Annotated in this window: 10 protein-coding genes and 1 CRISPR repeat array; all 10 genes read right to left on the bottom strand. The window is 43.5% G+C overall.

All coding sequences use genetic code 11. From position 1 onward, the window contains the following. Window positions 1-91 precede the first annotated feature (91 nt). The 10 genes from PMEL_RS09210 to PMEL_RS09165 all read right to left on the bottom strand — a co-directional run bounded on the left by PMEL_RS09210 (window position 92) and on the right by PMEL_RS09165 (window position 14,014). Complete coding sequence (locus tag PMEL_RS09210) at window positions 92-4,123, bottom strand: glycoside hydrolase family 2 TIM barrel-domain containing protein (RefSeq protein WP_120175032.1); 4,032 nt, start codon at window positions 4,121-4,123, stop codon at window positions 92-94. Window positions 4,124-4,838: 715 nt separating this feature from the next. Continuing rightward, a complete protein-coding gene (locus PMEL_RS09205) occupies window positions 4,839-5,384 on the bottom strand; it encodes a YiiX/YebB-like N1pC/P60 family cysteine hydrolase (protein WP_120175031.1) in 546 nt (181 codons plus the stop codon). Window positions 5,385-5,622: 238 nt separating this feature from the next. Next, a CRISPR array of direct repeats spans window positions 5,623-6,441; the repeat unit is 37 nt; unit sequence GTCTTAATCCTTGTTTTAATGGAAGATACTCTCAGAG. Between the two features lie 170 nt (window positions 6,442-6,611). Continuing rightward, the gene (gene nrdG / locus PMEL_RS09200) at window positions 6,612-7,097 is read right to left on the bottom strand and encodes an anaerobic ribonucleoside-triphosphate reductase activating protein (protein WP_120175030.1); all 486 of its coding nucleotides are present in this window, start codon (window positions 7,095-7,097) and stop codon (window positions 6,612-6,614) included. A gap of 1,210 nt (window positions 7,098-8,307) precedes the next feature. After that, on the bottom strand, window positions 8,308-9,285 hold the full coding sequence (locus PMEL_RS09195; protein ID WP_120175029.1) for a F0F1 ATP synthase subunit gamma: 978 nt from the start codon (window positions 9,283-9,285) through the stop codon (window positions 8,308-8,310). Window positions 9,286-9,297: 12 nt separating this feature from the next. Continuing rightward, the gene (gene atpA, locus PMEL_RS09190; RefSeq protein ID WP_120175028.1) at window positions 9,298-10,881 is read right to left on the bottom strand and encodes a F0F1 ATP synthase subunit alpha; all 1,584 of its coding nucleotides are present in this window, start codon (window positions 10,879-10,881) and stop codon (window positions 9,298-9,300) included. Window positions 10,882-10,894: 13 nt separating this feature from the next. Continuing rightward, on the bottom strand, window positions 10,895-11,431 hold the full coding sequence (locus PMEL_RS09185; protein WP_120175027.1) for a F0F1 ATP synthase subunit delta: 537 nt from the start codon (window positions 11,429-11,431) through the stop codon (window positions 10,895-10,897). A gap of 6 nt (window positions 11,432-11,437) precedes the next feature. Then, window positions 11,438-11,950: a F0F1 ATP synthase subunit B gene (atpF, locus tag PMEL_RS09180; protein ID WP_120175026.1), complete on the bottom strand. Its 513-nt coding sequence runs from the start codon at window positions 11,948-11,950 to the stop codon at window positions 11,438-11,440. A gap of 55 nt (window positions 11,951-12,005) precedes the next feature. Further along, on the bottom strand, window positions 12,006-12,245 hold the full coding sequence (gene atpE / locus PMEL_RS09175; RefSeq protein WP_120175025.1) for an ATP synthase F0 subunit C: 240 nt from the start codon (window positions 12,243-12,245) through the stop codon (window positions 12,006-12,008). Between the two features lie 257 nt (window positions 12,246-12,502). Then, window positions 12,503-13,600 carry a F0F1 ATP synthase subunit A gene (gene atpB / locus PMEL_RS09170; protein WP_120175024.1) on the bottom strand — a complete coding sequence of 366 codons (1,098 nt, stop codon included), beginning with the start codon at window positions 13,598-13,600 and terminating at the stop codon, window positions 12,503-12,505. Window positions 13,601-13,603: 3 nt separating this feature from the next. Further along, window positions 13,604-14,014, bottom strand: coding sequence for a hypothetical protein (locus tag PMEL_RS09165; RefSeq protein ID WP_120175023.1), 411 nt, complete (start codon window positions 14,012-14,014; stop codon window positions 13,604-13,606). Between the last annotated feature and the right edge of the window lie 4 nt (window positions 14,015-14,018).

Raw genomic sequence — 14,018 nt, 5'->3', positions numbered from 1 at the left:
ACTGTTTCTTCCACTCCTTTTTTATTTTAATGTAGCTCTATCAGAAGCAAGGGCAGCAATTATGGGGATGCCCTACACTGATAGAAAGTCTTTACTTCTCCAATACCTTGAACTCAGCACCAGTTGCGAAGTCTTGACCAGACTGCTCACTGAGGGCTGTCAGACGAACGAAGCGAGCCTTAACAGGTGTGGTGAGGAGGATAGTCTTTTCCTTTCTATTGTTCTCAAACTCACCTTCAGCAACAGCCTTGCCCCATGTCTTGCCGTCGTTGCTTACCTGAATGCTGTACTTCTTGATGTTACCATTGTTGCTGTCCTGACGTGGAAGGTAGGTGAAACCCTTGATAGTCTTCATTCCACCACAGTCGAAGTCAACCCAGTGTGGGTGGTTAGCCACCGTAACAGAGTACATTGTGTGCCAGTAACTGCTTGGGTTGCCATCAGTAAGATGGCTTGCATCGCCCTCACCACTCTCCTGACTTGAAGCGAAGACCACTGACAATGGGATGCTCTCAATGCGTGAGAAGGTCTGAGAAGCTACGAGCCAATCATTCTCCTGTGCCCAAGCAGAGATAGTACCGCCATCGCGCAAGCTAACAGGACCAGTGTACTTCATGGCTTTCTTATTGCCATTAACACGATAGTAGATATCGCCCTTCGCACCGTTTGCATTGATTGTAACATTGCCTTCGCCATCACGGATGATAGTAAGTGGTGTAGCACCCTTAAGACTAACATTCGCATTGCTAACGAGGTCATTAGTCTTAACAGAGTTCATCGGACGAATCATATAACCGAAGGTGTGTGGCGTTGCCATTACACGGTCGCGCATCAACGGACCACCCTGTCCACAACTGTTACCACCAAGACCAGTGATAGCCATGTCAAGATGCAAATGAGTGTATTCACTCTGTGGCAACTCGTGTGGGTGATTAGCCATTGCAATGGTATTATCTGACCAAGGAAGCGCAGAGAAACTCATCTTATCCTTAGCCACGAAGATAGCACCATAGAGGGCATCGCCGCCATCATTGCCTGTAAGTGAGAGCCAACGAGTATCCTGATGGTTACCCGTATCTTGTGGTTTAGGGAAGGCAACGAACTCATCCTCAACTTCCTGCTGCTCGTAGATACCAATCATCTGACCTGTCTTACGGTCTGGATAGTTGTCTACAGTACCACGACCATAGTAAGTCAAGAGGTTGAGCTTCTTAGGAATACGTACGGTATAACCCAGCTTAGCGAGTGTGAGATTAGGCTTATTGCTTGTGATTGCGCTCTCGCTCTCGATGCTACCGTCAGGGAAGATAGTGTAAACCACCTGCGTATTGAAGTGGAAATCGTCCTTACCGAATGGCTTTTCTTTGTACTCGATGAGCTTCTTCCAGTTGGCGTTGCCACCTTCAAGGCGATAACCATAAGGTGCTTGTGACTCAACATTGAATACAACTGATACAGAACCGTCAGCATTTGCGTGGGTTGTATAGTTGGTACACTTGTGTTGGAGGTTATTCAAACCGTTTGCATACCAAGCCTCGTAAGCCCAGTTGTCATTGTTAACCCATGCACGGAAAGCGTTCAACTCTGGTCCACAACCATCTGGAATGACGGTCTTACCATCGTACTGGAGGTTATAGATAGTACCCTTAGCGAGGTCGAAAGTCGTTGTAAAAGTCTTGCCAGAGAAGACAATCTTATTGTCCTTTACGGCAGACATATTCACCTTACCTGCTGCTGCGATAGCTGGACGAGCCGCTGCCGCCTGTACAGGCAACTGCTCCTCAGCCTGAACATAACCTGCCTTTGCCCATGGCATATCATGCTTGAGACGATAAGTTACGTGGAGGAGGTACTCCTTATTAGGGTCAAGACCCTCGTTGAGTCCTGCGATTGTAATGCTCTTATGGCTTCTTGCTGGTACGCTACCAAGTTCAAGATTACCTTTCTTTACGGTTACACCATCAGCTGTTAGGCTGTAAGACATTGCATAACCACTGAGGTCATCAGAGTAGTAGTTCTTATTGAAGACATCCAAAGTAGCTGTCTTAGCCTCCTTCCAGCTTGTACCAATATACTGATACACCTTCTTCACCTCATAATACTGCGGTTTAGGCTGCTCATCACCGAAGATGATACCGTTCATAACAAACTGTCCGTCGTTAGGCGTATCACCGAAGTCACCACCATAAGCAAGGTAACGCTTGCCATCTTTTGTGTAGTTGTACATACTCTGGTCAATCCAGTCCCAGATCGCACCACCCATGAAGAAGTTAGTAGACTCCATTGCCTCCCAGTAGTCAACGAGGTTGCCCACAGCGTTACCCATCGAATGGGCATACTCTGAGATATGGAAAGGATACTTAATACCCATCTTACCCTTCACCGCATCACGTGTCCACGCAATACTTGGATACTGGTTAGAACCCATGTCCACGATGTCGTTATTGCGCTCATACTGTACTGGTCTTGAAGCATCGTAAGCCTTCAAAGAGTCGTAAGCTACAACGAAGTTATGACCCGGTCCTGCCTCGTTACCCAAACTCCAGATAACGATTGAAGGCTGATTAACCAACTGACGTGTCATTGCCATCACTCGATCAACGTGGGCTGCTTGGAACTCTGGCACGTGAGAAAGCGATGCCTTGCCATAGAAGTACTCATGGCTCTCGATGTTTGCCTCGCTCTCCAAGTAGATACCATACTTGTTACAGAGATAATAGAAGTAAGGGTCGTTAGGATAGTGAGAGGTACGCACGTGGTTAATGTTCGCACGTTTCATCAGCATAATCTCACGTTCCATCTGCTCACGAGAGATAACCTTACCCGTCAATGGGTTGGTATCGTGGCGGTTTACACCCTTGAGTTTCACAGGCTTACCATTGATATAGTAATATCTTCCAGCCAAACCGAACTCGTCCTGACTTGCAGGAGTGTCCTTGATTTCAACCGTACGGAAACCAGTTTGGAAACTTATCGTTTCAACAACCTTCTTACCCTGCATCAGCTCACCAACAACAACATAGACGTTAGGCTCTTCAGCTGTCCATGCTGCCGCATTGTTCACGATAAGTGTCTGACGAACGTTAGTCTGTCCGTTGCTGCTACAAGTGGTCTTTGCCTTCGCATCTTCGAAAGTTGCAACCAACTCGTTGTCATCAGCAAAGAGTCTGTTCTTATAGATGCTCCAACGAAGGTGCAAGTCTTTTGTATTCTTGGTTGTGAGGTTCTGCAATGTTGTATTGAGATCGACAGTACCCTTACCATCAGCGAATGAAGGGATTGCCTTCACGTCAGCAACGTGTACCTTCGGAGTTGCTGTAACGTTCACGCTACGGAAGATACCCGGCAGGCGGAACATATCCTGTGCCTCGAGGAAACTACCGTCAGACGAACGATAAACCTCCACTGCCACCTCGTTCTTGCCCTTAGTGATATAAGGGGTAATATCGAATTGTGCCGTGTTGCGCGAGTTCTTTGAGAAGCCCACGTAACGACCGTTAATCCACAAATAGAAGAATGAGTCTACACCATCAAAGTTAAGATAGACTTCCTTACCGTCCCAAGTTGCTGGGATATCAAAGCTTCTTCTGAACGAACCCACCTCATTACGATATTCGTAAGTAGTATAGTTCTTTGGCGGTTCACGCATAACACCCTTCTTCCAGTCACCCGGTTCGATGTTATATTTGAAGATAACCCACTGATTCACATAGATTGGCACACCATACTTCAATGTTCCATCCTTCTGAATACCCGCCATATTCCAGCTTACTGGCACCTGCAAACGATCCCACTTGCTGTCATCATAACCCTTTGTAAAGAAGTCCTTTGGACGCTCATCAGGGTTCTTTGAGAAGTGGAAACTCCACTCTCCTTCGAGAGAAAGGTAGTCCTTTGCGAACTCTGGCAAAACTTTTCTTGCCTCATCAACAGACGAGAAAGAAGAGAACAACGCACGAGCAGGCAACTTATTGTAGCCTAATGCACCCGGTGCTTGCCATTCATTACCAGTTGGTGCTGTTGCCTGACCGAAGAGATAGCCTCCCGCAGGGTAGTCATCAGCCTGTATAGGCGCAGCTGTTAATGACGATAATAATAAACCGAATAAAAATTGTTTATGCATAATAGTTAGGTGTTATACGCTTTCTGAACTGTCTCTGACCGCCTTTTTCAAGGCTTCTTCAAAGACGCTATGAGACTGCTACTCAGCTTGCAAGCCCCACTCCATTTTACAACGTAGGCAAAGTTAATAAAAAAAAACAAATAAGCAATAGGAAAGCAAGGATATTACGTAAATAATACACTCTTGAGAGCGAGTGGACAAGTGAACGGGTGGACGAGTGAACAAGTTAATAGTAAAGAAAGACAGAGTAACAAGGGGACGAGTGGACAAGTAAACGAGTAGACAGGTGAACAAGTTAATTGCGAAGGAAGACAGAGTAACACGGGAACGAGTGGACGAGTAAACAAGTTGATAGGGAACAAGTTGATTGCGAAGAAAGACAAAGTAACAGGAGAACAGGGGTAAATACTTATAATATATGGGAGGAGAAGGGCTTGAAAAAAGCAAGAGACTAATACACTTCTTACAAGAAGAGTTTAGTTTTTATTTGCTGTCACTTTTAACACTTCAAGTAATCACACTGTAAACTAACAAGTTAGACGAGTTCTTCGAGTGATAGCAGTGACAGCAAAGTTTGTTTTATAGAAATGTATTGGGAGAACAATGCAACATGAGGGGTGACAAGTTAGACGAGTGAACGAGTTGACAAGTTAACAGGTTGCTTATGGAGAATACAAGACAACATGAGAACTCGGTTTCCATTATGCAGCTAAATCTATAACAAGTCACAAGGAGCAACGACTTTCTGATTTGGGTCCATACCACGTCTTTTCATTAGTTTACCAAGTCCGAAGATATGATAAGACTTGATCGGCTTGGGCGTAACGAGTTGAATACCAAACTGATCCTTATAGATGTCGTATATAAGTTCTGAACAATAATACTTGTCATTATTAAACTTAAAGGCTAAATCATAACGCTTACCAAGGTATTTAGCGTACTTAATTTTGACAGGTTTGTTCAGTACTCGTCTTCTCTTATACCTTCCCATCTTACCCCTATCAATCCACGCTTTTAGTGGAGTGACCTTGACAACATTAGAAGCTTCAAGCACATAGAGTTTTCCCTCCTTTTCTACAATCACACCACAATGTGACCACGGAGAATTAGTTGCTAATTGAATAAAAGGTGACTGACGACTTTGCGATACTTGAAAGATTAAGTCTCCTTCTTTAAGATCATTCGTCACTCTTGGAGTTCGCTGCGCATACAACGCAATAGCAACCAATAGCAACATGATTATTGTCTTAAACTTTTTCATTATTATTCTGTTATTCTTTGACTTACAAGGACTCTAAAAATACATTTTCCGTTACTTAGGAGTAGCCGTAAATCGATTGCAAAGGTAATGATTCTAAAGCAGAATGTCAAGCGGAGCAGACTTTTTTCTTATAAGCTACTCTCTGTCTGACCTTTCCTAAAGTGAGAATACTATTAAAAAAGGTAGAAGTACTATGCTTAAAAATACTAAACAATAATCCACCTTAACTTTGCCAGCTCTATTTACCCTTGTTTAAATGGAAGATAATCTCAGAGTAACTGTTACTCCTAAAGAGAATTACGTTCGTTTGTCTTAATCCTTGTTGTAATGGAAGATACGCTCAGAGATTCGTATTTCGTGTGTCTGACAGTGGACTGTTGTCTTAATCCTTGTTGTAATGGAAGATACGCTCAGAGACAATTTTAACCAATTATTAACAAACTAAAAATGTCTTAATCCTTGTTTTAATGGAAGATACTCTCAGAGTATTGTACATGATCCGAACTGTAAGTGTATGTCGTCTTAATCCTTGTTGTAATGGAAGATACTCTCAGAGACAATTTTAACCAATTATTAACAAACTAAAAATGTCTTAATCCTTGTTTTAATGGAAGATACTCTCAGAGTATTGTACATGATCCGAACTGTAAGTGTATGTCGTCTTAATCCTTGTTTTAATGGAAGATACTCTCAGAGATTTCGGTAACCCAATAAAATTGCAATTAAAATGGTCTTAATCCTTGTTTTAATGGAAGATACTCTCAGAGATTTCGGTAACCCAATAAAATTGCAATTAAAATGGTCTTAATCCTTGTTTTAATGGAAGATACTCTCAGAGGGCAACGGCTTTTATTACTATTCTATTGTAAGGGCGGAGTCTTAATCCTTGTTTTAATGGAAGATACTCTCAGAGTATTGCTAATGTAGTTAACTATTGTAATCTTAATAAGTCTTAATCCTTGTTTTAATGGAAGATACTCTCAGAGAAATAAATAACACTATGCAATTGTCAGATTTAATGTCTTAATCCTTGTTTTAATGGAAGATACTCTCAGAGAGCAAGACATACGAATCCTTTGTATAAGCTGGATTGGTATTTATAAGACCAATAACGCCTGCTCTTGTTAACAGAAATCAACTGCTTTCTAAGCGAGTGCAAAGGTAGTAATTTTTAAGCAAAATGTCAAGGAACGCTGGGTTAAATCTTATCAACCAAAGGTGACTTTTTTATAGGTTATTGCCTATCTGATGTGTCCAAAAGCGGGAAGTGATATCCTCAAAGTTTCCATCTGTGCAGCGGTGGTACATTCGTTGATTGGTGCGTGGGGAATCAAGTCCACCAAGATGGCGGAGGTAGGGTCCCACTTTGATATAGTCGAAATGCTGTTGATTGATGAGCGGAGAGATTGCCGTGCGCCCAGTATACCAACCAACCTTCAAACCGTTGTGACGTTCTTGGACATATTTCGCAAGCAGGTCGACTGCCGCTGGGTCACCATCGCCACCCATAAAACCCACATAGGCAATGGTATCTTTCGCACCATGAATCAGTGCAGACAGTGCTTCAGCCGTCAATTCATCTCCCCTATTTGCCCACAAGAACTGACTATGGCAGCCCGGACAACGACACGGACATCCCGAAATATTAATGGCAAGTGTCACCTCATCGGGAAACTCCTGAAAGACGATATCTGTATTGATATAACGAAGCATTACTATCTGATTTTTTTTTCTAAACACGCTTATGTTCAAGTGATTATCTTCACCCACACAACACCGTGTCACCTCCTTTTATGTGTACGATTTTCTACCCTACAAAGATATAAAGAAGGTATTAAACAAAGCAGACTTTATCTGGAATTATTGATAAAATTTGTAAGGGACAACAACTTTACTAATACTCTAATAAATCACATTTAATAAGAATCATACATTTATATAAAGTTTGGTTTACAAATTGAAACTTTTCTATAAAACAAATTTTATAACCTCTGACTTTATACGCTTTTTTATCATGAATCATTATCTCTCATAACCTATACTTATGCTAAGGTTTATTTATAGGTTTTCAGGATTTTGGAGTGATAAGGTTTGACATTTAAAGTTAGGTTTCTAACGAAATGTCACACGGAGAAAAGGAGAGAACGGAGGATTATTAAAAAGCGATAGAAGTCACAGAGGCACCGTCGGTGCATAGAGCGACGGAGCTTGTTTGCCAATTCTATTAGCAATTTATCAACAAAGCATTTATCCCTAAATATTTATTAAGAATCTGTACGCTATACCTCCGTCGCTCTTTGTGCCGTCGGCACCTCCGTTACATTGCATTACCTCCGTCCCCTCCGTAACTCCGTGTGCCTATTATATAAGACGTTTAGTTTAGCACTCCATATTTCGGAAGAACCAAACGATTATCTGTTTTGTAATAAAAAATTCAACGCTTGAAATTCAACACATGCTCTTTTAGGTTCGTAAAGACGCCCTTTTGGCTTGCAAAAGATGCCCTTTAAGCCCCTTACTAACGCCCTTTTAAAGTCCAAGTAAGCACCTTTTAAAAAGCACCTCTGCAAGTTATTGATTATATGATAGTTACAAAGAAGGCTCTTTAAAATATTTTGGAGGGATTCAAGGGAGGATTGAGCAGACTTTTTGTTAATTATTTTCCAACAATAAGCAGGGAAATTAAGTGTTTGGCTAATTGGACTAATTAGGCTGATTAATTATAAGGCTCATTAGCCTTATTAGACTAATTGGGCTAATAAATTATTAGGGTTATAGGGCTTATTTTCCTTATTGGGCTAATTAGGCTAATTAGGCTAATAAATTATTAGGCTAATTACCCCAATAAAAAACAGGGATAAGCCAACGCCTATCCCTGTTTATTAGATTCTATTCACTGCCTACCACAAGGGCAAACAAGAAATTAATTATTTACCGTACCACCTACAATATCGAGCAACTCAGATGTGATGGCTGCCTGACGCGACTTGTTATATTGCAAGTTAAGCGCACGAAGCAAATCGTCAGCATTATCTGTTGCGGTCTGCATGGCAACCATTCGCGCTGCGTGCTCAGAGGCATTACTGTCTAAAAGGGCAGTAAAGACCATGTGATGCAGCAGTTTCGGTACCAATGCTGTCAAGACTGTATGCAGGTCTGGCTCAACGATGAAGTTATCATTCAGAGGAGTAACAGCCTCTTTATTAGACTTCTGTGTTTCAGACTGTCCTTTTCTCTTGAGATATTCCTGTGCAGCCTTGCTCGAAATATTTGATGAAAGATCACGCGTAGAGTCGGCATTGAGTTCTTCCTCAAGGTCAATCGGAAGGAAATTCTTACGCTGGAGAATCTGGCTTCCTGCACTCTTGAAGTGATGATAAATTATCTCCACCTTGTCGAACTCGCCATCCAGCCATTTCTGACTTAACTCTTTAGCGAGATTGCGGCACTCCTCAGAATTTGGCTTGTCAGCAAGTTGCGGATAAGGATATACACAAGTAAATCCACGCTTCTTAGCTGTTTCAAACACCTTACGTCCTACGGGATAAATGACAATATCCTTGTCAGTCAAACCCTGCGCACGATATTCGTCTATCGTCTGCTGCATCAGCTTGATGACATTAGCATTGAATCCACCACAGAGAGAACTGTTTGAGGAGAACACGAGTAAGGCAACACGTTTCACTGGTCTCTGTTCGTCGAACGGAGTGTCCGTATCGGGCGTAGAGACAAGGAAAGCCTTGAGAATGTGTTCGAGCATAGCCTCGTATGGGAGCATACTCTCGATGGCATTCTGGGCATGGTGCAACTTACTCGACGCAACCATCTTCATCGCACTCGTAATCTTACGAGTACTCTGAACACTGGCGATACGAGTCTTGATTTCCTTTAAGGATGCCATTCTGTATTGTCTTTATTTGTATTGTCCGGCAATATTGCCCATGACTTCTTCGATTACCTTGATAGAAGCATCTTCGAGCTTACCAGAAGCTAACTCGCTGATTACATCGGCATGAGAAGAGCGCATGCTGTCGAGGAACTGGTCCTGACACTGGCGAATCTGGTCGACAGGTACGTCGCGCATCAGTCCGTTCACACCACAATAGAGGATAGCAATCTGCTCACCCACTGGCATAGGACTGTACTGTGGCTGGATAAGCAACTGGTTGTTCTTACGTCCACGGTCGAGGGTCATCGCTGTGACCTTGTCCATATCTGATGAGAACTTAGAGAATGCCTCCAACTCGCGATACTGTGCCATATCAATCTTCAACGTACCAGCCACCTTCTTCATACTCTTAACCTGCGCAGAACCACCCACACGAGATACGGAAATACCTACGTTAATAGCTGGACGGAAGCCCTGATTGAAGAGGTCTGACTCAAGATAAATCTGACCGTCGGTAATGGAAATCACGTTAGTAGGGATGTAGGCTGACACGTCACCTGCCTGTGTCTCAATGATAGGCAACGCTGTAAGCGAACCACCACCCTTTACATGGCCCTTCATACATTCTGGAAGGTCGTTCATCTTCTCTGCAATCTCCTGCTGGTTGTTGATACGTGCAGCACGCTCAAGCAGACGAGAGTGGAGATAGAAAACGTCACCAGGATAAGCCTCACGACCTGAAGGACGACGAAGAATCAATGAAACCTCACGATAAGCTACAGCCTGCTTTGACAAGTCATCATAGATAACGAGAGCAGAGTAACCACGATCGCGGAAGTACTCACCGATAGCAGCACCAGCAAATGGTGCATAATACTGCATAGCAGCAGGATCAGCCGCTGTAGCACTTACGATAATCGTATAAGGCAATGCGCCACGCTCCTTGAGGTTCTGTACCAATGTAGCAACGGTAGAAGCCTTCTGACCGATAGCAACATAGATACAATAAACAGGATTACCCTGCTCATAGAAGCTCTTCTGATTGATGATAGTATCAACGGCAATGGCTGTCTTACCTGTCTGGCGGTCACCAATGATAAGCTCACGCTGACCACGACCGATAGGAATCATTGAGTCAACAGCCTTCAGACCAGTCTGGAGTGGCTCCTTCACTGGCTGACGATAGATAACACCCGGAGCCTTACGGTCCAATGGCATCTCAAAAGATTCAGTCAGGTCGATATCACCCTTACCATCGATAGCCTCTCCAAGCGGGTTGACTACACGTCCCAAGAAGTTGTCATTGACACGGATAGAGGCAATGCGGTGTGTACGCTTCACGCTCTGTCCCTCCTTGATACCTGACGTAGGACCAAGAAGGACACAACCAACATTGTCTTCCTCCAAGTTCATGACAATCGCCATGGTGCCATTCTCGAATTCAAGCAACTCGTTGGCTTCAGCATTGCGAAGACCATAGACACGTGCCACACCGTCGCTAACGGTCAGTACGGTACCGACTTCATCAAACTTCTCCTCAGAGTTGATGCCTTGAAGTTCTTTCAAAAGAATCTCAGACACCTCACTTGGTTTAATTTTATCTGACATGTTATTAATCTAATTACTTTTTTAATTGTGTGAGGATAGCGTTCAGTTTGCTCTTCACGCTGGCATCCATTCTATAAGTGTCATACTCAAGAATAAAGCCGCCAATGAGTGAAGGATCAACCTCAGTGTTGAACTCAACGGTTCCCTGCGCTCTGGACTGTACCAGTGCTTTCATCTTGTCTTCCGTCTGGGAAGAGACAGGCGAGGCTGTGATGACCTTTCCGCGAATGATGTTCTTCTGCTTACGATACAGAGCGACATAGTCATTCGCCATAAGTTGCAGCAACTCCTCTCTATCTCCCTTCATAACAAGGGAAAGGAAGTTTCCAACAAGCTCAGGACAGTCGTCACCACAGGCTACTTCCAATAGCTTGCGCTTCTTCTCCTTCGGAAGCATCGGGCTTTCAATCGTCATGCGGAGTTCGGGCACCTGAAGGTAACTCTGGGCAAGTGTTTGCATGATAGCATATACCTTGTCCTCGAGACCTTGCTCACAGGCAGTCTTCAACAGCGCACGAGCATAGCGAACCGATATTACACCTGTATTCATAAGCGATTATTTACTTTCTGTTCCGTTAGAAGAAGCAACTTCATCCAATAAGCTGTCGATAAGCTGAGTCTGCTCGGCAGAACCAGACAACTCCTTGTGCAGAATCTTCTCAGCAATCTGCACAGAAAGCTCTGCAACCTGCGAACGGATGTCACGGATGGCAGCCTGCTTCTGACTTTCAATCTCTGCCTTGGCTTCAGAAAGGATACGAGCACTCTCTTCGCGTGCCTTCTCCTGTGCCTGACCGACTATGGTTTCACGTGTCTCAGACGCCTCCCTAAGGATTTGCGCCTGTTTCTCACGTGCCTCCATAAGCAGCTCCTCACCTTGTTTCTGAATGTTGGCAAGCCTCAAGTTGGCTTCCTCTGCCTTTGCAAGACTCTCGTCAATATATTCCTTGCGCTCGTTCACCATCTTGATGATTGATGGGAAACCCCACTTCCACAAGATGCCGAAGACCACCAGAAAGACGAGGGTCATCCAAAAGAGTAAGCCACTATCTGGCAATAATAATGACATAAGCTGCTAAATTACTTTTCTTACCAATTTTGTTTAAATAGCTCTCTTCTGTGGTTTAGAATACACAGAGAGCAGCAACGATAACCGCGAAGAAGGCAACACCCTCAACCAAAGCGGCAGCAACGATCATAGCAGAACGAAGATCACCAATCTTCTCTGGCTGGCGAGCCATAGCATCCATCGCCTGACCACCGATACGACCAATACCAAGACCTGCGCCTACGGCTGCGATACCTGCACCGATAGCGGCGCCCAACTTTGCAGTTTCTGCTGCTAATAACAATGATGTCAACATAGTTTTTTGCTTTTAATTATTAATTGTTTTTATTTTCTTACTTTCTTTGTTTTTATTCTTGTGAGAAGAGGAAACTGGCTTACTAACAAAACTTGCTATTATAGCAGGAATAGTGAAGCTATTTATCCTATTATTCCTTGGGGTTCCAGTTATCATAGGTTTCCAGTTATCATAGGATTCCTAGTTTGGTTAGGTTCCTAGGGTTCCTAGATAGCCTAGAGTTCCTATATAGGTTAGGACAATCCGCAGCCATTCTCCTACGCCTCAGACTCGTGTACTCTTGCAAATGAGATGAACACCGCACTCAACATCGTGAATACCATTGCCTGAATGAAGCAAACAAGCAATTCGAGGAGCATCATGAAGATACTCATACCCACACTCACAATCGTCATAGAAGTGCTGATAACAACACTCATTGTTGCTGTAATAAAGATGACACACGTCAAAGCCAATGCTATCGCATGACCTGCCATCATGTTAGCAAAGAGACGGACCATCAAAGCAAACGGTTTCGTGAAGATACCAAAGATTTCAATGAATGGCATCAATGGCACCGGAACCTTCATCCATACAGGAACCTCTGGCCAGAAGATTTCCTTCCAATAATGCTTTGTTCCAGAGAAGTTTGTTATCAAGAACGTACACACTGCAAGGAAGAATGTTACCGTAATGTTACCTGTCAAGTTACCGCCACCTGGTGGGAATGGTATGATACCCATGAGGTTAGAGATGAAAATGAAGAAGAAACAAGTCAGCAGATAAGGCGCATACTTGTCTGCCTCCTTGCCTAATGCAGGCTTAATCACCTCATCATAAACATACATAATCATCATGTGCATCAATCCCGTGAATCCCTTTGGAGCCTTATCCGTAAACTTATGACGGCGACACCAGCGTGCTGGAATCAAGATACACAGCAAGAGAATGATGGCATCAATGAAGAGTACGCACACCGTCTTCGTTATAGAGAGGTCAATAGGACGCACTTCCGTGCCATCCTCCTGCAACTCAACGATACGACGTTCATAGTTTCCCTTCGTTGCAATGAACAGGTCTGGGTTATTTTTACAAGGACGATAGCCTGCGTGTGGACCTTCCTCTAACGGCTCTTCAGCAAAGTCTTCAGCCCAACCCGTGTACCAGCCTTTTGATGTTTTCACAAAGACTGGCAGATTGATGATGATATGCTTATCGCCGATACTGGTAACATGCCACTCGTATGAGTCCTTGATATGTCCCCACAATATCTCCTGCAGGTCAATCTCTCCCCCTTTACTGCTTGATGCAGCAGCACCAGGCACTAACAGGAAGAGCATCATTACCATACAAATCAGATGCTTGAGATATTTCATTCGTTAATTATTAATTTTATTGTTCTTTTCCACTTTGTAAAAATAGACGGTATCAAATGCCAACAGCACAAGATAGAATATCATGAAGATAACAACAAAGCCGATTACCATTGCGCGTTCCTTCACCACCATTGCATAAATCAAAACGGTCAAGAACGCCAACAGCATACGAAAACCAGAAGCCGCAAGATAGAAGTTATTCAGTACTGCGGGCGACTGACTGGCTATCGCTTTCCAAGCTCCTCCATAGATAGAAGAGGTGATAAGCGAATAAACAGCACAAATGGTCAGCACATTGATATAAGCCGTTTGCTGCGTTAGCTGCACTCCGAGCAAGCCAATAAGAAAGAGACCTGCAATAATAAACAGGTTATTCTTATAGTACTTCTTATATACTTTGTTAGCATCCATCATCCGT

Source organism: Prevotella melaninogenica (assembly GCF_003609775.1).
Classification (GTDB): Bacteria; Bacteroidota; Bacteroidia; order Bacteroidales; family Bacteroidaceae; genus Prevotella; species Prevotella melaninogenica_A.
The sequence above is the reverse complement of the archived record's forward strand: the minus strand, read 5'-3'. Positions and strand labels throughout refer to the sequence as shown.

Bases quoted from the DNA above. Each gene is read 5' to 3' on its own strand.
- PMEL_RS09210 (WP_120175032.1), bottom strand. From the start codon at position 4,123: ATGCATAAACAATTTTTATTCGGTTTATTATTATCGTCATTAACAGCT.
- PMEL_RS09205 (WP_120175031.1), bottom strand. From the start codon at position 5,384: ATGAAAAAGTTTAAGACAATAATCATGTTGCTATTGGTTGCTATTGCG.
- nrdG (WP_120175030.1), bottom strand. From the start codon at position 7,097: ATGCTTCGTTATATCAATACAGATATCGTCTTTCAGGAGTTTCCCGAT.
- PMEL_RS09195 (WP_120175029.1), bottom strand. From the start codon at position 9,285: ATGGCATCCTTAAAGGAAATCAAGACTCGTATCGCCAGTGTTCAGAGT.
- atpA (WP_120175028.1), bottom strand. From the start codon at position 10,881: ATGTCAGATAAAATTAAACCAAGTGAGGTGTCTGAGATTCTTTTGAAA.
- PMEL_RS09185 (WP_120175027.1), bottom strand. From the start codon at position 11,431: ATGAATACAGGTGTAATATCGGTTCGCTATGCTCGTGCGCTGTTGAAG.
- atpF (WP_120175026.1), bottom strand. From the start codon at position 11,950: ATGTCATTATTATTGCCAGATAGTGGCTTACTCTTTTGGATGACCCTC.
- atpE (WP_120175025.1), bottom strand. From the start codon at position 12,245: ATGTTGACATCATTGTTATTAGCAGCAGAAACTGCAAAGTTGGGCGCC.
- atpB (WP_120175024.1), bottom strand. From the start codon at position 13,600: ATGAAATATCTCAAGCATCTGATTTGTATGGTAATGATGCTCTTCCTG.
- PMEL_RS09165 (WP_120175023.1), bottom strand. From the start codon at position 14,014: ATGATGGATGCTAACAAAGTATATAAGAAGTACTATAAGAATAACCTG.